Origin of the sequence: Pedobacter sp. N36a (assembly GCF_014472395.1) — a bacterium.
GTDB lineage: Bacteria > Bacteroidota > Bacteroidia > Sphingobacteriales > Sphingobacteriaceae > Pedobacter.
Window position 1 is genome coordinate 1 of record NZ_JACSZW010000008.1, and the last position, 20,040, is coordinate 20,040.

At 40.9% G+C, this 20,040-nt stretch carries 15 protein-coding genes and 1 tRNA gene; 14 read left to right on the plus strand and 2 right to left on the minus strand.

The window, feature by feature from the left end:
• Nucleotides 1-443: 443 nt before the first annotated feature.
• The 3 genes from H9X96_RS16080 to H9X96_RS16090 all read left to right on the plus strand — a co-directional run bounded on the left by H9X96_RS16080 (nt 444) and on the right by H9X96_RS16090 (nt 2,787).
• Nucleotides 444-516: transfer RNA gene (locus tag H9X96_RS16080), tRNA-Phe, on the plus strand.
• A gap of 144 nt (nt 517-660) precedes the next feature.
• A complete protein-coding gene (locus H9X96_RS16085) occupies nt 661-1,692 on the plus strand; it encodes a LacI family DNA-binding transcriptional regulator (protein WP_187667283.1) in 1,032 nt (343 codons plus the stop codon).
• 87 nt (nt 1,693-1,779) lie between these two features.
• Nucleotides 1,780-2,787 carry an LLM class flavin-dependent oxidoreductase gene (locus tag H9X96_RS16090; protein WP_187667284.1) on the plus strand — a complete coding sequence of 336 codons (1,008 nt, stop codon included), beginning with the start codon at nt 1,780-1,782 and terminating at the stop codon, nt 2,785-2,787.
• 126 nt (nt 2,788-2,913) lie between these two features.
• On the opposite strand, the gene H9X96_RS16095 is transcribed toward H9X96_RS16090, so the two are convergent.
• Together H9X96_RS16095 and H9X96_RS16100 are read right to left on the minus strand one after the other, a co-directional pair.
• A complete protein-coding gene (locus tag H9X96_RS16095; protein ID WP_187667285.1) occupies nt 2,914-3,777 on the minus strand; it encodes a hypothetical protein in 864 nt (287 codons plus the stop codon).
• A gap of 54 nt (nt 3,778-3,831) precedes the next feature.
• Nucleotides 3,832-4,413, minus strand: a complete 582-nt coding sequence (locus H9X96_RS16100; protein ID WP_187667286.1) for an NADPH-dependent FMN reductase — start codon at nt 4,411-4,413, stop codon at nt 3,832-3,834.
• Nucleotides 4,414-4,529: 116 nt separating this feature from the next.
• Here H9X96_RS16100 and H9X96_RS16105 point away from each other — a divergent pair, with 116 nt between their 5' ends.
• The 11 genes from H9X96_RS16105 to H9X96_RS16155 all read left to right on the plus strand — a co-directional run bounded on the left by H9X96_RS16105 (nt 4,530) and on the right by H9X96_RS16155 (nt 19,835).
• Entirely contained in the window at nt 4,530-4,982 is a 453-nt protein-coding gene (locus H9X96_RS16105) for a DsrE family protein (protein WP_187667287.1), read from the plus strand.
• Nucleotides 4,983-5,020: 38 nt separating this feature from the next.
• A complete protein-coding gene (locus H9X96_RS16110; RefSeq protein ID WP_187667288.1) occupies nt 5,021-5,458 on the plus strand; it encodes a hypothetical protein in 438 nt (145 codons plus the stop codon).
• Nucleotides 5,459-5,536: 78 nt separating this feature from the next.
• Nucleotides 5,537-6,928 carry a TolC family protein gene (locus tag H9X96_RS16115; protein ID WP_187667289.1) on the plus strand — a complete coding sequence of 464 codons (1,392 nt, stop codon included), beginning with the start codon at nt 5,537-5,539 and terminating at the stop codon, nt 6,926-6,928.
• Between the two features lie 5 nt (nt 6,929-6,933).
• Entirely contained in the window at nt 6,934-10,110 is a 3,177-nt protein-coding gene (locus H9X96_RS16120; protein ID WP_187667290.1) for an efflux RND transporter permease subunit, read from the plus strand.
• A 110-nt stretch (nt 10,111-10,220) separates the two neighbouring features.
• Entirely contained in the window at nt 10,221-11,327 is a 1,107-nt protein-coding gene (locus H9X96_RS16125) for an efflux RND transporter periplasmic adaptor subunit (protein ID WP_187667291.1), read from the plus strand.
• A 231-nt stretch (nt 11,328-11,558) separates the two neighbouring features.
• The gene (locus tag H9X96_RS16130; protein ID WP_187667292.1) at nt 11,559-12,143 is read left to right on the plus strand and encodes a sigma-70 family RNA polymerase sigma factor; all 585 of its coding nucleotides are present in this window, start codon (nt 11,559-11,561) and stop codon (nt 12,141-12,143) included.
• A 179-nt stretch (nt 12,144-12,322) separates the two neighbouring features.
• A complete protein-coding gene (locus tag H9X96_RS16135; RefSeq protein WP_187667293.1) occupies nt 12,323-13,333 on the plus strand; it encodes a FecR family protein in 1,011 nt (336 codons plus the stop codon).
• Between the two features lie 230 nt (nt 13,334-13,563).
• Complete coding sequence (locus tag H9X96_RS16140; RefSeq protein WP_255431142.1) at nt 13,564-16,785, plus strand: SusC/RagA family TonB-linked outer membrane protein; 3,222 nt, start codon at nt 13,564-13,566, stop codon at nt 16,783-16,785.
• Nucleotides 16,786-16,808: 23 nt separating this feature from the next.
• Complete coding sequence (locus tag H9X96_RS16145; RefSeq protein WP_187667295.1) at nt 16,809-18,419, plus strand: SusD/RagB family nutrient-binding outer membrane lipoprotein; 1,611 nt, start codon at nt 16,809-16,811, stop codon at nt 18,417-18,419.
• 420 nt (nt 18,420-18,839) lie between these two features.
• Entirely contained in the window at nt 18,840-19,205 is a 366-nt protein-coding gene (locus H9X96_RS16150; protein WP_062550328.1) for a hypothetical protein, read from the plus strand.
• Nucleotides 19,206-19,307: 102 nt separating this feature from the next.
• Nucleotides 19,308-19,835, plus strand: coding sequence for a ferritin (locus H9X96_RS16155; protein ID WP_187667296.1), 528 nt, complete (start codon nt 19,308-19,310; stop codon nt 19,833-19,835).
• Nucleotides 19,836-20,040: the final 205 nt, after the last annotated feature.

The window sequence follows — 20,040 nt, forward strand, 5'->3', positions numbered from 1 at the left end:
CTTTCAATGCAAAAGTGAAAGCTTTCAGGGCTACTTCCAGGGGCGTAAGAGATGTCAAATTCTTTCTGTTCAGACTTTCTAAAATCTATGCTTAAACTTCCTTCCCCCCAAGAATTCCGCTTGATCCTGCATGACCTAGATTTAATGATTTACTCAAGTCCTGGCTATCTTTGTCTAGCCTTTGAGTCTTGAGGTATGCTGATCCTGAAAGGGCAGGGTAAGGCTTGGGTATTAGATAAAAGCAAAAAATGCAGTTTAGATGAACTGAAACGTGTTTTTTTATAAAAAAAAATGGACCATAGATTTCCTTGGTTTATAAATAGTTAGGTTCATTTTTTTAATTCAGTCCCCATAATTGTTTAGCTATTTTCAAATAATATTTTGTTTTTCAAAAAAAGACCCTACATTTGCAATCCCAAACAACGGGACAAGATCATAAAAACGGTGCGGTAGCTCAGTCGGTAGAGCAAAGGACTGAAAATCCTTGTGTCGCCGGTTCGATCCCGGCCCACACCACTTCAAAAGCTTCAGAGAAATCTGGAGCTTTCTTGTTTTATAGATTTTTTTCGTGTTATTTATTGGAACCTTTGATGTATCTTTCTTTTCATCCCTCGAAATTCATTATGAAAAATAAAAATCAAGACTTTATAAAGAAGTAAAATGGGCAAGAAGGTTTCTATTAAAGACATCGCAAAATTAACCAATACGTCGATTACTACGGTTTCCTTTGTTTTAAATGGCAAAGGACATATCAGTAAAGAGATCAGCAAGAAAATTCTGGATACCGCCAAAGAGATCGGGTATGAACCCAATAGGATGGCGATCGGTCTCCGTACCGGTGTTTCTAAAGTAATTGGTCTGGTGGTAGAGAATATAGGTGGGCCGTTTTTCGGCGAGATGAGCAAGGTGATCGAACTAGAGGCAGAGAAATCTGGTTACCGCATTATCTATTGCAGCACAGACAATAATGTTAAAAAGGGGACAGAGGCCATCCGTATGCTGACACAGCAATTGGTAGATGGCTATATCATTACACCTTTTAAAGGGCTGGAAGAAGAAGTTCTGAAACTTATTGATCAGGGGAAACCAGTGGTGCTGGTAGATGGGTATTTCCCTGGTCTTAACATTTCCCATGTGCTGGTCGACAATTATAACAGCGTGCTTAAAGCAGTCAACTGTTTTATTGAAGGAGGGTATAAAGAGATAGGTCTTGTAACTTCAGATCTGGATTTGATTCAATTGGACGAACGTTTGTCGGGTTATAAAAGCGCCTTAATTAGCAATGGGATCAAAGAAAATCCAGAGCTGATTTTTAAACTGCCCTATCTCCTGGATAAATCAGATGGGCTGAAACAAATTAAAACATTTATAAACGCACATCCCGAAATGGATGCCCTCCTGTTCACCACAAATTATCTCGGTGTAATGGGCATCATCTGCGTTAAAGAATTGGGACTGCGCATTCCTCAGGATCTGGCCTTTATCAGCTTTGACGATACAGAGATATTCAGCGTCTATCCTCCTGGAATCACCACTATTCAGCAGCCCGTTTACCAAATTGCAAAATATGGTATCGATCTTTTACTCTCTCAAATGAAAGGGGCTACGCCAGAAAATGCAGCTGCAACGAAATTGCAGATCGCATCAAGACTTATAGAAAGAGGCTCTACGGTTGCAAAAAGCGAATCTTGATTTCGACTTGTGAATTGAAAGTCATAACACATAAGGGCTTGGATATGGGAAGTAATTTGGTCGTACTTTTGTGTTTATTTAATTCACATGAAGAAAGAACTGACTTCCATCCCATATTCTGTATTGGATCTGGCTACTGTTATAGAGGGGAAAACTCCTGCTGATACTTTTAGAAATAGTTTAGACCTTGCGCAGCATGCGGAAAACTGGGGGTATCACCGATATTGGCTGGCCGAACATCACAACATGATCAGCGTAGCAAGCTCTGCAACCTCTGTAGTGATTGGACATATTGCTGGTGGAACAAAGACTATCAGGGTAGGATCCGGGGGTATTATGCTGCCAAATCACTCTCCATTAGTGATTGCTGAACAATTCGGTACGCTGGAGTCCTTGTATCCGGGAAGGATTGACCTAGGCTTAGGAAGAGCTCCTGGTACAGATCAGGTGACGGCAATGGCGATTCGTGGTGAAAGAATGAATGCGGCCAATAGTTTTCCTCAGGATGTCTTGAAGCTTCAGGCCTATTTTTCTGCAGAGAATCGCCATAGCAGCGTGAGGGCAATCCCTGGTGAAGGCTTGGATATCCCAATCTGGATTCTGGGTTCGAGTACGGATAGTGCACGTTTGGCTGCAGCATTAGGTTTACCCTACGCGTTTGCAAGTCATTTCGCACCTGCACAATTCATGACGGCTATTCAGATTTATAGACAAAACTTTAAACCATCGGAGCATTTAAAAGAGCCTTATGTATTGGCTTGCGTAAATGTGGTGGCAGCGGAGACTGATGCAGAAGCAAATAAAATTGCGACTTCATTGTATCAGCTGTTCAGAGGCATAGTAACTGGAAAGCGCATGCTTTTACAACCTCCGGTAGATCATATGGACGATGTTTGGACAGCCTATGAAGAGGAACAGGCTGGACAAATGTTGGCTTGTACTTTTACGGGTACTAAACAGACCATTGCTAATGATTTACAGCAATTTTTAGATCAAACTCAAGTAGATGAGGTGATGGCAACCTCTCATATTTTCGATCATCAGGCAAGATTAACTTCTTATAAACTGCTTTCGGAAGTTTTTAAAGGGATTTAAACTGCTTTACACCCGCCTAAAAAGAGATAGGAACTATTAAAATCCTCCCAGGCTTTTTCCTAGCCTATCCTCTTTTATTCGGGTTTCCGTCGATCGGGCGCTGACCTAGAAATATGTTTTAGGTTTTTAATGTGTTTCCTTGAAAAAATAAAGCGTAGCAAATGATTTTCCTGGTAATTGGTAGAGGAGGAGGGGATTTCCGGTGAAATCAATTTTTTTAATCTGGGCATATAGATTTTCATTGGGATAGCTAATTTTAAAGTCCACTGGTCCGTATTCTGTTTTTAGGTGGTAATAGAACAAAGGTTCTTTTTGAATCCATCCAGGTAAGGTTCTTTCTGAGGCTTTTAGTACCTGATCAGCTCCGTTATCAGCGGCACGATATTCTGAAACAGATTCAGCCGCATTGTATTTTCCTTCACAGTACGCACAATCTTTGAAAAAGAGCTGATATACCATTCCTGAATTTTTGAGAAAATAGAAACTGCCTTTATAGTCTTTTCGCTGAAAGCTGAGTAAAGTATCCTTAATGTTTAACATTCGCTCGAAGCTTTTCATATCCTTTTCAAGGAATTTTCTATCTTTTCGAGGTTGATCGGTGATACGTAATTGCTGGATCGGCCGGTAATGATAACTATTATGCTCAAAATAACCTTTACCTGCATAAATATTTTCTAGGTCGTCCTGACCAAATAATCCATCCAATTCAGGGGCTGTGATTTCTTTAATGAGGTTAAGTTGCTCATCGTAGAGCCTGAAATGATAATTATTGTCTGCAGATTTTTCTGATGGTTTTACCAGTAGGATTAATCTTTTTTTGTCCCTGGAGACATACACTCTACGCACATCCTCTCCAGCTGCACTCAGCTGTTGTAGTTGAATTTTAGGGTTAGCAGCATTAAACTCAGGGAAGTACTTTATTTCCGGGTGTTTATCCTGCTTGTTTTCATTATTGCAGGAATTCAGGAAAAGCAATAGACAGTAACTCAAGAAAAGAAATAAAATAGGGCTTGATAGTTTAGGAAACATATTCGGTTTCATCGTTTAAAGTAGGGGTGCTGGTAGTAGCGTTTCTACAGGGACATTTCCTTTGACCATTTCTATAAGTGAATTTATCAGTTTATTGATCAGGCCTAGCGTTTCTTGATCTGTGATTTCTAAATCTGAATTAACTTTCGTTTGAATGGAGGAAATTAATACTTCGGTGTCCTTGGTGATTTTTGATTCAATAATTAGTAAAGTACCTAATAGAGATTGGTGACCTCTGGTACCTGCAGTAGAAGCCGTAATTAACGCGACAGGTTTTTGGGAAAAGTTCATCGTAGAAACGGTCCAGTCGATCGCGTTTTTTAAGGTTCCCGGCACACCAAGGGCATATTCTGGGGTACAAATCAAAATGGCATCCGCAGCGCTTATTTTTCTTCTAAATTCTGCTACTTGTGCGTTTTCCTCCACCTGTCCATAATCCAGGTCTGGGTTGAAATGAGGAAGCATATCGATTCCTTCAAAAATTTCAATCGTAAAGATAGCGGTAGTCAGCATCGCAATTGCCTTAATCAGGTTTCCGTTCGAGGAATTTTTTCGGGTACTTCCAGAGATGGCCAGGATGTTTATTTTATGAGACATAGCCTAATAATTTCGTTTAGAACTGGCTAAAGATAGGAAATCTCCTTAGGACTGGATTTTGATCCGGCCCATTAAAAAACATATATTGCAATTCTAAGTACTTAACCAAATTTAACATGAGAAATTTCTTCCTGATCCTGTCCGTATTTGTATGCAGCACATTTTTTAGTCCGGTAATGGCACAAGATACACCAGTTTTTACTGGTGCAAAAGCGACAAAAAAGCACTACAAAGCTTTGTATGTTTTGAATAACGGAGAAGAAAAAAGAATCAATGGATGCTTACGTAACATAAAAAATGCATTGGAAGATCCTCGTCTGAAAGGTAAATTAGAAGTGGAGCTGATTGTGTTTGGTGATGGCGTAGCAGTTTACAATAAAAACAGCAATTATGAAGCGGCATTAAAGACTTTACAGGCTAAAGGAGTGGTTTTGGCACAATGCGAAAACACGCTGAGAGAGCGAAAAATTGATAAATCTGAGTTGTTTGATTTTATCAGTTTTGTGCCTTCTGGCAATGGAGAAATCATCATTCGTGAGGCTGAAGGCTGGGCAATTGTTCACCCTTAAATTTTTGTAAGCCTAAAAAATAGCTATGTTTGCAGCACATGCATAAATTAATAAAACCCAGAATCCATCAAAATGCCGGCAGAGCGAAGTCTTTGCTGCTATTTGTACTGATGGCCTGTTTTCTGCTTTCTGCGTGTGCTGTGAGAAAAGGTCTTCAATCTTTTTTTACGGAAGTTAGTCCTGTGCATCATACGACAATGAAGCTCAATAAAATCTTGTCGTCAAGAGATTTACTGAGTACGGATGTCGCCTTTTCTTGTGCGCCAGCCATAGCTTCCGAAGATAGAAACACCATTTTTAAATCCAGTATTACGCAGCAGTTGACATCGGCCCTGCTGTTATTCTTCCTGTTACCAACCTTTCTGCTCTCTGTATTGTCGCTTAAAAAGGACAAGCTTTCCAGCGTAACTTCAGGTTTGGTTCCTTCCGGCTCCCCGGTTCCCCTGTTTATCAAAAACAGGTTTTTACTAATATAGAATCCCGCTTTTCATCTTGCAGGTGTCACTCTTTCTGAGTTTCACCCTCATTACTTATTTCTAAAATTTTAATTATTGATGATGAAGAAAACCCCTCTTTATTTGACGGGTATGTTGCTGATGCTATTGAGTGTCGGCGGATATTCGCAACAGCATAAAGAACTTTCTCTTTCCCGTTTATGGGAATTGACAGCGGATCATTATCCATCGCTTACTGAAAATCAGGCGAGGATTGAGGAGTCCGAATATCGGAAAAAGGAATTGCGCAATGCGGCATTTCCACAAGTTCAACTACAACTACAAAACTCATTGGGCACCTTTGAAGGCACAAATGGCGCCTTTTTCCCAGTTCCAGGTGTATTTAATGTGAGTGGAAACGGCGGCACTGGTCAGCCAGGATCTGGCAGCAATACGATGAACAGCTTTGGTTCTGTATTGATGGACTGGAAAGTATCTCAGTTTGGCAAGCAGCAGAAAATGATCGAAACTGCAGGCTATGAAGTGCAGGAGGCGCAGCGTAATTTTGAAGCTTCAAAACTAGCGCTTCTTGCTAAAACCACAGGCCGTTATCTGGATTTATTGTACACCAGCTCGGGTAGGACCTGGGCTGATAAAAATGCAGTTCGTGTAAAAGAGATCCTCGACTTATCTGTGAGTCTGGCGGAAGCAGGGTTGAAACCAGGTGCAGACACTGCATTGGCAGCTGCTGCTTATCTGCAAGCCCAGGCACAGCAGGAAGATTGGAACGGAAAGTACCAAGCCGGACAAGTGAATGTCAAAGAATTGGCACCAACCCTTATTGGAGAACAATTTGTTCCATTGCAGCAATATATGGGGAAGCTATTTACCATAGAAAATTTGGATTCTGTTGCGGCTAGCCATCCTTTCCTGCAAACATTAGACAAACAGCTGCTGATACAACAGGTAAAGAAGGAAGTGATTGGAAGGGAGCAATTGCCTTCAATTTCTCTGCTGGCAGGGCTTTCTGCCCGTGGTACCGGAATCAATTCCGATGGAACTGTGCAAAATAACTATGCTTCAGGATTCAATAATGGAGCACAGAATTATTTGGTTGGGATAGGACTGAGCTGGAATTTAACCGGCCTTTATACCGGCTCGGTGGTGAAAAAGCGCGCCCAGAAGCAAATTGATGCCGCAAGATCCAGATATCAGCTGCAAAAACTCCAAATGAATACCAGCTTACAGTACGTGTCTTCAAGGATAGCGGCACAGCTGAAACAGGTATTAAAAACCGAATCTGCAGTGCAAAAAACTACCGCAGCATATGAGCTTTACCTATCGAGGTATGAAGCCGGTTTAATTAACCTGACGGATCTCCTGCAGATTCAATCTTTATTGCAGCAGGTAGAGAAAAGCAATATTGAAGTTCATCAGGAGCTTTGGACCCAGTTAAATACCAAGGCCGAGCTGAGCGGCGACTACAGTTTTCTGTTTAACCAACTTAAATAAGAACTATGAATATGATCAGGTTTGCGTTAAAAAAACCTTTAACAATAATGGTCGCCGTATTGGCGATCGCTTATTTTTCTTTTACCGCCATCAGGAATATCAATGTCGATATTTTTCCTAAAGTGGAGCTGCCGGTGATATATATCGCCATGCCTTATGGTGGACTAACTCCTGCTTATATGGACGGCTTTATGGCCAATGAGTTTCAAAAGGTCCTCATTTTCGTATCAGGTATAAAAGGAATTGACTTCAAAAGTGTACAGGGATTCACGTTGATGAAGCTTACCTTTTACCCTGGTACGGATATGGCCCAGGCATCAGGAGAATTGGCCGCACAGGTAGCCAGGGCGATGGGTTTCCTGCCTCCCGGCGCGGTACCGCCGCAAGTAGTCCGGTTCGACGGCAGCTCCCTGCCCATCGGACAATTGGTGTTTGAAAGTTCTCAGCGCTCTATTACAGAATTGCAAACCCTTGCACTGACTAAAATCAGGCCGATGTTTGTGACCATTCCTGGGGTGACCGCACCAGCACCTTTCGGTGGAAATGCCCGTACAATGGTGGTCAAGGTGAATCCGGAACTCATGCTTTCTTACGGTTTATCCGCAGAAGAAGTCACCATGGCCATTGCCAAAAATAACTTTCCAGCACCTGCAGGAAATATCAGAATTGGTGACCAGAACCTGATGAGTCCCGCCAATACGATGGCTCAGGGACCAGAGGAGTTTTTGGATATTCCAATTAGAACTGGTTCGGGAACCAATGTTTTTGTAAAAGACATTGCCAGTGTAGAGGACGCAGCAGATGTGACTACTGGGTATGCCGTGATCAATGGCAAGCGCTCTGTTTACCTTCCGGTGATCAAAAAAGCCGATGCTTCTACTCTTAAAGTCGTAGAAAACCTGAAGTCTTCTATTCCTAAATTGAAAGCAGCACTGCCGGAAGATGTAGATGTGAAATATGTATTTGATCAATCTGGTTATATTGAACGATCTTTAGAAAATCTGATTCATGAAGGAGTATTAGGGGCAATTTTAACCGGGTTAATGGTGTTTCTTTTCCTTGGAGATTCCAGGGGTGCCTTAATTGTAGTATTGACCATTCCGATCGCTATCCTTTCGGCAGTCATTATGCTCTATATGTTTGGGCAAACGATCAATGTGATGACACTTAGCGGGCTCGCGCTTGCCATCGGCATCCTGGTGGATGAGGCCACAGTGACCATAGAGAATATACACCAGCATTTTGAGATGGAGAAACCCAAACAAAGGGCTATTTTGGATGCTTTACTAGAAATTTCTGTTCCAAAGATCCTGATTCTTTTCTGTATTCTGGCGGTTTTGATCCCTTCTTTCATGATGACTGGGATTCCAAGAGATATGTTTATGCCATTGTCGCTGGCCGTTGCTTTTGCCATGATTGCTTCTTTCATCGCTTCCCAGACTTTCGTGCCTATTCTGGCCAACTGGTTAATGAAGCCCGCGCTTTTTCAGCACCATAAAATCAGCCTCCATAGAAAGAAATTGACAAGGTTTGAAAAGTTTAAGCGTCGTTATCTGATTTTAATTCGTGGAGGGCAGCAGCGAATGGTTTTAGTGATTGGCGTCTATACGCTATTGGTGATGGTGATGATTGGTTTTTCCGGTAAACAGATTGGTACGGACATTATGCCTGCAAGTAATAGCGGAGATCTTCAGATTCGAATGCTGGCGCCGGAGGGTAGTAGGCTAGAAATGACTGAAGATTACCTGGCCAGGATGACAAACATTATCAAAGCAGAGCTGCCGGAAGACGCGGTAAAAATAAGTTCTGCTTATGTGGGTTTACAACCTTCTGCAACCGCGATTAATCCAATTTTTCTTTTTACCAGTGCTTCCCATGAAGCGGTATTGCAGGTGTCGATCGATCAGAAGATCTATACCGGGGCCATTGCAGGATTGAAAGAACAGATTCGAAATGAGTTGAAAAAGCAATTGCCGGAACTGCGCATCAGTTTCGAACCAATGGAGCTGGTGGAGAAAATTATGAGCCAGGGAGCGATGAATCCTGTACAGATTAAAGTAGCCGCCGGACAAATAAAAGGAGCGGAGAAATATGCACTGAAGATTGAAAAAGAACTGAAAAACATTCCTTTTCTAAGGGATGTCCGGATTGCTGAACCGCTCAATTATCCGAGCGTACAGATTCATGTAAACCGGGAATTGGCTGCGCAGTTTGGCCTGAGCATGGATGATGTGAGTAAAGCCTTAACGATGGCCACTTCTTCTACCAGGTTTACCAATAAAAATCTTTGGATAGATCCGAAGTCTGGATTGGTGTTCCAGGTACAGGTTCAAGTGCCGGAGCCAGATATGGAATCTTTAGATAAGCTACGTTCTTTACCACTTAAATCCGGACAATCGCGCCCGGTATTGGAAGATGTAGCGACATTGGAAATGGTAAAATTACCAGCACAAGTGAACCGTCAGGGGCCAAACAGGTACGTGACCGTCCTGGCAAATATGCATGGTGCAGACTTAGGAGCCGCCTCAAAAGCAGTGGATGAAGTTTTAAAGAAGGTAGGAGAGGCGCCTAGAGGAGTAATCGTCAACTCGGAAGGTTTGATGCCATTATTAGAGGAAACCTTATCTGGATTACAAACCGGACTGGCGGTCGCCATTGTGGTGATTTTCCTGATGTTAACCGCTTATTATCAGTCTTTCGCTTTGTCGGGATTGATCCTGGCGGTAGTTCCTGCGGTGATTGGGGGCAGTTTATTGATGCTACTCACTTGCGGAAGCACTTTGAATCTGCAATCTTATATGGGAATAATTATGTCGGTAGGAGTGTCTGTGTCTAATGCGGTGCTGATGATCAATCAGGCGGAAGTCAACCGGCTTAAGCCTGGCATGACCGTAAAACAAGCCGCATTATTGGCTGCTTCTTCTCGTTTACGGCCGATTATTATGACCACAATGGCTATGATTGCCGGTATGGTGCCGATGGCGATTGGAATGGGAGAAGGCGGAGAACAAATTGCCCCATTGGGACAAGCAGTAATTGGTGGTTTAATCTTGTCTACCATGACGGCATTGCTAGTATTACCACAACTATTTGTACTGGTGATGAAGAATAAAACCACCGATAGCCTGAGTCTGGATCCTGATGATCCACTGAATAAAAACGTATTAATTTCTTCTATATAATTCTTAAATAGGAAACGATCATCAGTATTTGGCTTACAAACAGCAAGGAATATCCTGATACAAGGGGGCTGATGATCGCTTCATAACCATTGACAAATAAATGTATTCCAATGAAAAGTATTTTTCTAAAAAATTATAATTATACACTATTGCTGTTGATCTCCGTGGTTTTAGCAGCATGTTCTTCTGGATCCTCGAAGGAGGAGCATGGAGTGAAGGCAGACAAAGCCGATGCTGTTAAAGGCTTGGAAGGACAGTTTGTAAATCCTGTTTTGGAACAGCCCGTATACCAGCTTTCCTTACCTGGAGAGTTGAAACCTTACGAAGAGGTTTTGGTGTATCCAAAAGTGAAAGGCTTTGTGAAAAAGATCTTTGTAGATCGCGGTACTAAAGTGAAAAAGGGACAGTTGCTGGCAGTGTTGGAGGCTCCTGAAATCGCCCAGCGTTACCAATCTGCAAAGTCTGATGAACGTAAATCTTATGAAGATTATTTGTACAGTCGCCAGAGTTTTGACCGCTTAAAGAAAGCAGCTAGTAAATCTGGAGCAGTCGCAGCGATAGAATTAGATAAGGCCTGGAGTAAATTGAGAAGTGATAGTGCAGCGTATGCAGCTATTAAATCTAATACGCGTATTTCTGATCAATTGCAGCAATATTTAAACCTCAGAGCTCCTTTTGATGGTACAGTAATGGACAAAAATGTATCCGTTGGTGCATTGGTTGGTGAGAACAGTACAATTCCTTTGTTCTCTATTGTTCAGAATGACCGTTTGAGATTAACGGTAGCGATTCCAGAGAAGCATAGTCGGGCGATTTCAAAAGATGCCAAAGCTGCTTTTACGGTAAGCGCTTTGCCGGGCAAGGTATTCCATGCTTCATTGTCTAGAAATGCAGCCTTTCTACAGCAAAAGCTGCGGTCAGTAACCACTGAGTTTGATGTATCAAATAAAGACGGACAATTAGGCGGTGGGGAGTATGCACAGGTGATCATGGACCTGCGCAGACCGCAGGCTACTTTTTGGCTGCCCGCTTCTGCGGTTGTACAGGCACAATCAGGGGTGTTTATTGTGAAGCTGGTGGATGAGCTGGTGAAAAGAGTTCCAGTCATGATAGGCACACGTCAAGGGGCATTGCTGGAAGTATTTGGCGACTTAGATGTGAGCGACAAAGTCTTCAAAAAGGGAACTGAAGAGTTGAAAGAAGGAGAAAAACCTTAAATATTTAAAACGGTGAAAAACTTTGGTTTTCTGCTAAATATGAAGCGTAGAAAAGCACTAGCTGAATTAGATCGCGGGGAAACCCGCGATTTATCTGATAACAGCCGAAATTAGTTACACAGGATCTGTAATATATTATACATATCACAAAATATTTATTTTTTGAATACACTTTTTGTTATTTTTATGTTAGATTCGTTTTCAACTACTAACCAAATTTCTAACCAAACTGTGATTGCTAACCATTCAACTCCGGACGATGGACTTATGCTGCGCCTTAAACAGGGCGATGAGCTCGCTTTTACAGAAATTTACAATCTGTACTGGGATAAACTCTATTACATTGCCCATAAACTTTTGAAAGATCAGGAGGCGGCCGAAGGAATTGTTCAGGACGTTTTTCTGATGATCTGGAAAAAAAGAGAAGGGTTAAACATGGCATGTATTCCCTCTTACCTTGCGGCCATGACCCGTTATGCGGTATTCCGTTACCTATCTAAAGAGAAAAGATCGAAACAACAAGAAAATATTGTCGGTCTGTTAACGGCCAATGCGACCTCAGAGATTGACATCGACCACAAAATACTGTTAGAGATCATCACCGAGTTGTCGAATAAGTTACCTGAAAAATGCCGCCTGGTATTTCAATACAATAAATTGCAGGATCAATCGCTTGCCGATGTTGCCGCTCAACTGAATATCTCCCAAAAAACAGCAGAAGCTCATTTGACTAAAGCCTTACGGATCATCAGGTCAAATGTTGGTGATGTACTTCATTTCCTGATCGTACTCTATACGATTACCATGTTCTCTTGATTATCTAAAGGGATTTTGATGCTTTTACCTTGATACGTCTCTTCTTTTTAAGCATCCCCATCTCATCATTTCCAGCAAACGCAGAAATTATCATCTATTCTTAAAATATATTTTTTTTAGACTAAGGGTATCTTCCTTCCATCAGACTCTATAAGAGAAATGAGGGTTATTAAATTCAGATGAATAGGAACGAACTGAAACGATTGGCACAAAAATATCTCGCTGGAGAAGCTAGTACGGAAGAGAAAACGTTGCTGAATCAATGGTATGATGATGCTGCTGAACATGGCTGGCTGGAGAAAGTAGAGACCAAAACACCGGAAAGCGAAGAAGAAGTAAAACAAAGACTTTTTGAGAACCTGAAAAGTAAAGGATTTCTGAACAAGGAGTCTTTGGAAGCTCCGGTTAAAAAACAGCTTACACGTCGTACGCTGATCTTTAGAATCACTTCAGCGGCTGCGGTACTGGCCCTGGTATTTTTTGGCTGGCAGTTGGGTACAGATCAGTTCATTCAGGCAGAGAAGAGAATGGTGAGTGTTCCGGAGAAGAAAATCATGGAGATCCTTTTGCCTGATGGTTCCAAAGTATGGTTAAGTTCCGGTTCTGTATTTAAGTATCCCAAAAAATTCAGTGCAGACAACCGTAGTGTAGAACTGGTGGATGGACGTGCTTTCTTTGAGGTCAAACATAAAAGCGGTCATCCCTTTGTTGTGAAAACCAACAGCTTGAATGTAGTGGTACTTGGTACTTCATTTGATGTTCGTGCTTATAAAAAAGAAGGCAGTACCAAAGTAAGTGTGGTCACTGGTAAAGTAGGTGTCACGATGACTGGAGCGTTGAAAAAGCCAGCCATCATGTTACTGCCAAAGCAGCAGGTGGTATTGAGTGAGATTAAAAACAACCTGATTAAAGCCAAAGCACCGGAAATCGCGGTAAACGCCTGGTGTAGGAGTAAACTGGTATTTGAACAAGAAACTTTAGGAAATGTCTTTTCTGTTCTGGAAAAGAAATACGACGTTAAAATCAATGCAGAAGATAAATCACTGTTAGAGGAGAAGATCTCGATCACCCTTGGAGATCAGCATTTATCCGTGATCATGGATATTTTAGGCTTTACTAAACATTTTAAATATAAAATCGCCGATGACAGTATAACAATTAAGAGCGCCTCCTCCTTAGCAGCTAAGTAAGGAACCGGGGACAAAAGATGCCCCCGGAAATAGATTAGCCACTGTGTACATGCTTGAGACCCATAGACAGTAGGCTTCAGTTTAAAAATTAAACCAAAACAAATATGATGAATTTTTACGGCAAATTCTTGCCTATATTCCGAAAATGCATGCGCATTTCTACAATTATTATTGGCATACAGGTGTGTTTTAGCACCCTACTGATGGCGAATCCCACAAAAGCCCAGTCAATGAGCTTCAAAGTAGTGAAAGCCAGCGTTAAACAAGTCTTTAAGAAAATTGAGCAGCAAGCCAATGTAACCTTCGTTTATGATGAAGAAGTGATTGCTGCACTGTCTAATCTGAGCCTGGATTTTAAAAATGAACCACTCCAGGATGTGCTCAATAAACTTCGGGAAAAGACAAGTCTGGAATTTAGGTTAATGGGAAATTATATTGGCGTTGCTGAAAATGTAGCCAGTATGCCAAACCTTAGTCTTTCTGGAGTTGCAAACAGCAACCGCCTGAAGATTAATGGGGTGGTGAGAGATGCGAGCGGTCAGCCCTTGGTTGGCGTAAGCATCCAGGTAAAAGGCACTCAGGTGGGTACCAGCTCTAACTCAAACGGTCAGTTTGTGATTGATGCAAATATTGGTGATGTGTTGGTGTTGAGCTATTTGGGCTATATCACTAAACAAGTCACGATTACTACGCCTGGTTCATTGAATATCTTATTAGATGAAAATTCTAAGCTCCTGAGTGAAGTTGTAGTGACGGCCTTAGGGATCAAAAAAGAAAGAAAAGCTTTAGGATATTCAGTTACAGAAGTAAAAGGTGATGAGCTGACTCAGGCCAGAGAAAACAACGTGATGAACTCATTGGTAGGTAAAGTTGCCGGTTTGAATGTAAGTTCTATTGCTGGTGGAGTAGGAGCATCGACTAACGTGACGATTCGTGGGGTTTCCAGTATTTCACAAACCAACCAGCCGCTATATGTAGTGAACGGCATTCCAATGGAAAATAAACCAAACGGTGCAGCTGGACAGCAATACGACAATGCTCCGGACCTTGGAGATGCGATTGGTAACCTTAACCCTGATGACATTGAAACTATCTCTGTATTGAAAGGAGCTGCGGCTTCTGCACTGTATGGTTCTCGTGGTAAAGCAGGCGTTATCCTGATCACTACAAAAAGTGGAAAGGGAAATTCTATAGAATTCAATTCTAACTATGTGATTGAAAAAGTAGTAGACCCAACAAATTGGCAATATGTATATGGAAATGGCGCAAACGGAATAAAGCCGACTACGCAGGCAGGTGCTTTTCAAACAGGACAGTCGAGCTGGGGAGCAAGACTGGATGGGAGTGATGTCATGCAGTTTGATGGTGTTTTACGACCTTATGTAGCACAAAAGGATAATCTGGAGAATTTTTACCGTACCGGAGGAACCGCTACAAATACGATCGCATTTAACCGTGGTTTTGATGGAGGTTCTATTCGTTTTTCGGCAAGTGATTTATCAAACAGAGCGATTACTCCGGGATCTGGGTTAAATAGACAATCATTTAACTTAAGTGCAAATTATAACATCAGCAAAAATCTAACAGTAGATGCCCGTGCGAACTATATTTTGGAACAGGCAAAAAACAGACCCTTCTTAAGTGATGGTGCGGGTAACTCCAATTACAATGTGACCTTGTTGCCAACAAGTGTAGACGTAAGAACATTGAAAAAGACAGTAAATGATGATGGATCGGAATACGCTTATTCTGCAAATACATTTGCGACAAATCCATGGTTTGCAGCTAATAATTTTATTAACAATACCAAAAGACAGCGATTGATTTCCTCGGTAAGTCTTCGGTATAATTTCGACAATGGCGCATTTCTTCAGGGACGTGTAGGTCGTGATGCTTATAATGACCGTTATACAGCAGTAGTGCCTACAGGAACTGCTTATCGTGCAAAAGGAACTATTTCTGAAACCAGCACTAATTTCTCGGATATCAATGCCGATGTGTTAACAGGAAAAGCATTCACAATAGACGATTTCACCATTACCCCTAATATTGGTGGAAGTTACAGAAGAACGAAATCGGAAACCTTTACCATGACGGGTAATGAATTTGCTGTTCCTTATGTTTATGTAATTACCAATGCTAAATTGCAGTCTACACCAGTATATAAACCTTCGGAAAGTGAAGTAATGGCCATCTATGGTACTTTAGATGTGAGCTATAAAAACTACCTTTATTTGAACGGATCACTTCGTAATGATTGGTATTCTACATTGGCTACCCCAGGTAAAACAAACGCTTTAAATGCCCTGTATCCTTCGGTAAACGGTTCATTTGTGTTTTCTGAACTGGTTAAAAACGATTGGCTGAGCTTCGGTAAAATCCGTGCAGGTTTTGCACAGGTAGGACAGGCGACGGATCCATATCAAACACAATTGGCCTATAACTTTAATACGGCTTCCCTAAATGGAAGACCACTGGGACTGATTTCCAATTTCTATATCCCGAATACAGATTTAGTGGCTTCGATTGCATCTGAGTTTGAAATTGGGGCAGAAGCACGTTTCTTTAATAACCGCTTAACAGTAGACCTGACCTGGTATAATAAAAAATCTAAAGATGAGATTGTAAGGGCACCGGCTTCCATCACTTCCGGTTATTCTGGGGCGATATTGAATATCGGTGAATTACAGAATAAAGGAGTGGAATTATTGCTTTCTGGTATTCCTGTTCAAACAGAAGATTTCCGTTGGACTACCTCATTTAATGGTTCTGTGAATCATAACAAAGTGCTTTCTCTTGCAGATGGTCAAACCATCTTACCTGGATCAACATCACGTTCAGGAAATGGTTTTACACAGAATATTGTTGGACTTCCTTTCGGACAGATCGTGGCTTTTGATTATAAATATGATGCAAATGGTAATGTGGTGCTGAATAGTGCTGGTATTCCTGAAAGCAGCGAATTGAAGCCTTTTGGATCTGCTTATGCGAAATATGTAGCGGGTTGGAACAATGAGTTTTCTTATAAAGGCCTAAACCTGTCTTTCTTGATTGATAGCAAGTTTGGTGGTAAAATCTTCTCTGCAACAGATTATTATGGTTACGTACTTGGTTTACATAAAGCAACCTTGGAAAATCGAGAAGCACTTGGAGCGAATGCTGCAACCTATTATACAGGAGTAGCCAATAATATATCTAGTAAATTTGTACAGAATGCAGATTTCATTAAGCTTCGTCAGTTAATGTTAGGCTATACCTTCCCGGGTAAAGTGTTTAACAATGTGATTAAAGGAGCAACATTAAGCTTAGTAGGACGTAACCTGTTTTTCTTTAAAAAGCATACAGATAATATCGATCCTGAGTCTGATTATAGCATTAATGCTAAAGGAATGGAGCTAGGTGGTGTGCCGCCAACCCGTACTTACGGACTAAATCTAAGTGTGAAATTTTAATAATGAAATCAAATATATTTGATATGAAAAAGATATTTAAACTGACTATAATCGCTTCTGTTTGTTTACTTACATCAGTAGGTTGCAGAAAGAATTTCGATGTGATCAATACTGATCCTTCTACCTATAATCCAGGAAACTTTGACCCTAACTTTGTATTGACCAGTGCCCAGCTTGGGTATTCAGGAAGTATAGATTTTAGTTACGATACCTGGCGTGCAAATTTGATCTATTGTTCCACTATGATGCAGGGAATGTCTTCTGTAATTGGTTACTGGGCTGGTGATAAGTACATTTTGAATGCAGGATATACAGCCGCTTATTGGGGCTTTAAAGGAGAGAATCCAACAGGTGGCGATGGCGCTTATGCAGAGCAGGTAAGGCCGATTGTAGATGTAGTTAAATCTACGCAAGACAAACCTCAATATGCTAATTTGCACCAGATTGCAAGGATAATGAAGGCCTTGATATTTCAGCGAATTACTGATTTATATGGTGATGTTCCTTATTCTCAGGCAGGGATAGGTTTTTACGATAAAACGTATTTTCCGGTATATGACAAGCAACAGGCGATCTATGCAGACATGTTAAAAGAAGTAACTGAAGCAGTTGCTGCTTTAGATCCTGCTAAAGATAGACCAAGTGGTGATGTTTATTATAATGGTGATGTGAATAAATGGAAACGCTTTGGAAATACCTTGATACTAAGAATGGCGATGCGTTTGAGTAAAGTAGATCCGGCAACGGCACAAACTTACGTTCAAAAAGTGCTGGGTAATACTATGACCAGCAATGATGATAACGCTTTCCTTAAGGGAGATGATAAAGGAGATAGGGTAACCATTAACAGAAACAGTCAGATTCTATTGGGCCTGGGCGGACAGGAGAATTATTACACCAGATGGTCAAAGACCTTTATCGATTATTTGAAAAGTACAAATGACCCACGTCTAAGCAAAATCTCAGTGACGCAGTTGTACCTTAATGATAAAACTAAAGATCAAAATCCGTTACCAAATTATATGGCGGCATCGCAAAAAGGAATGCCAAATGGTAAAGATTTAAGTCAGGTAGCTACTTTGGGAATTTCTTTTGATCCAAGCTTTACAACTTTTCCCGACTATTCTTCCCCAAGTCCAGCGTTGCTTAAAAAAGATGGGTTAACCTTTGTGCTGACTTATGCAGAATCTGAATTGTTACTTGCTGATGCAGCACAGCGTTTCGGAATTGCTGGAAGTGCAGCCGATCATTACCGCAAAGGGGTAGTGGCAGCAATGACCTATTTATCGCAGTATGATGCAGCAGCCGGTGTTCCTGAAGCTACTGCAAATGCTTATGTGGATGCCAACCCTTACAATGCAGTAAATGGTTTAAACATGATCAATACGCAGTACTGGGTATTAACCAATTCTAAACTGGATTTCTATGAGTCATGGTCTAACTGGAGAAGAACAGGTTTTCCTGTATTGACACCAGTGGTTTATCCTGGAAACTCTACGAATGGTACCATCCCAAGGCGTTTCCCTTATCCAATTGATGAGGCAGGTTTTAACACGGCTAATTATAATGCTGCGGTAGCTTCGATTCCTGGAGGAGATGTACTGACTTCCAGAGTATGGTGGGATAAGCAATAAGTAACTGATGACGCTCTCTTTTAATTAATAAATCAGATCCCTGCTTCGGCGGGGATTTTTTATTTATAGCCCCTCGTAAAAAACGGGTAAAACTTTTTTAAAAAAAGGCTGTAAAAAGGAAAACGGGAGCAAGTCCTCCGACTTACCCCCGTTTAAATTAACGCTCTCAGGGACAAATGTAGAAATAATTCTAACCTTAGAAAATAGGAATTCAAATTATTAAATTGAGATTACAATTTGAGGACAAGCTATATAGCTTGTCCTGCAGCTCAGAAGGATAAAATCCCTCATTAAAGCTCAAAAATAGGGTTTTGGCAAAAAGACTGAACTGTATGACCATTGCATAATTTTTTTTTTAGTCGTTTCATTTGGATTAAATCTAAATAATAACAACCTTTGCATATCAATAAGGTTCAATACATGCAAAAGACAGCTATAGCATCTCCAATCCATTTTGAAGAAGTATTTAGTACCACTAAAGGTTCCATCTATCAGTCAGACAGTGAAAACTGCTGGTATATAGACTTTGCCGGAAAACTTGCTCGTTTTGATTACCGTAACTTGTTGAAATTACAAAAAGCAGTTTATAAGATTGACATAGAAAACATTTTGCTAACGAGTGATAAATCTGCAGACGTAGAAATTATCTTCATCTGTGCTTGTGATCATTGTTATGTATTGTCCTTAATTCAGATCATTGCTTTAAAGGAATTATTGCAAGGAACTTTTGTGATGCTGGAACTGAACCACATCATTCAAGACCGTCTTTTTAGGCTACCTGCCTGATTTAATTAGAATTAGAATCTTTCCATATTGCCTTTAAATTGAGTATTGTTCATTTTTAGCCCTATTTTTGTTTCAACAATTAGGAATTAAATCTACAATACTATGAAAGATATCATGCGCGTAAAAAGTCTAATCTCTACAGATATAGAGACGCTTTTAAACCAACAGATTAAAAAAGAAGCCCTTTCCTCTTCCATTTATCTTTCGATGGCATCATGGTGTGGCCGCAATGGATATGACAATTCAGCGGATTATTTCTTTAAACAAGCTGAAGAAGAAAGAATGCACCAGTTAAAATTTTACAAATATGTTCTTGATATGGGCGGAATGGCAGTTTCACCTGAAGTAACCAATATCAAATTGGAATATAACTCTTTCCGTGAAGTGTTTGAAGAAGCATTAGAGCAGGAAATCAGTGTCACACAATCTATTAAAAACATCGCTGCACGTTGTCATAAAGAACAGGACTATGTGACTTTAGAGTTCTTAAACTGGTTCTTCAAAGAACAACGTGAAGAAGAATTCAAAGCGAGACGTGCTTTAGAATTGTTCGACGTAATTGGTGAAGAAGGAACTGGAAGATGGCAGATTGACAAAAACGTTGGTCAGATCGTTTACAACGAAGGATAATCCAAAAAGATTAGCTTCAAAATAAATTTATAAAGCACATGCGGATGTTAAAACATCGCATGTGCTTTTTTTGTTGTCAATTAAAACCAGGGGGATGTCAAAGAAGGGAAAAGATAAGAAAAAGGATAAGCAGGATAAAAAAGACAAGAAGAAAAAGGTTTGCTGCGAGAAATACCTGAGGGGGAAACGCTGCAAGAATTGTCCT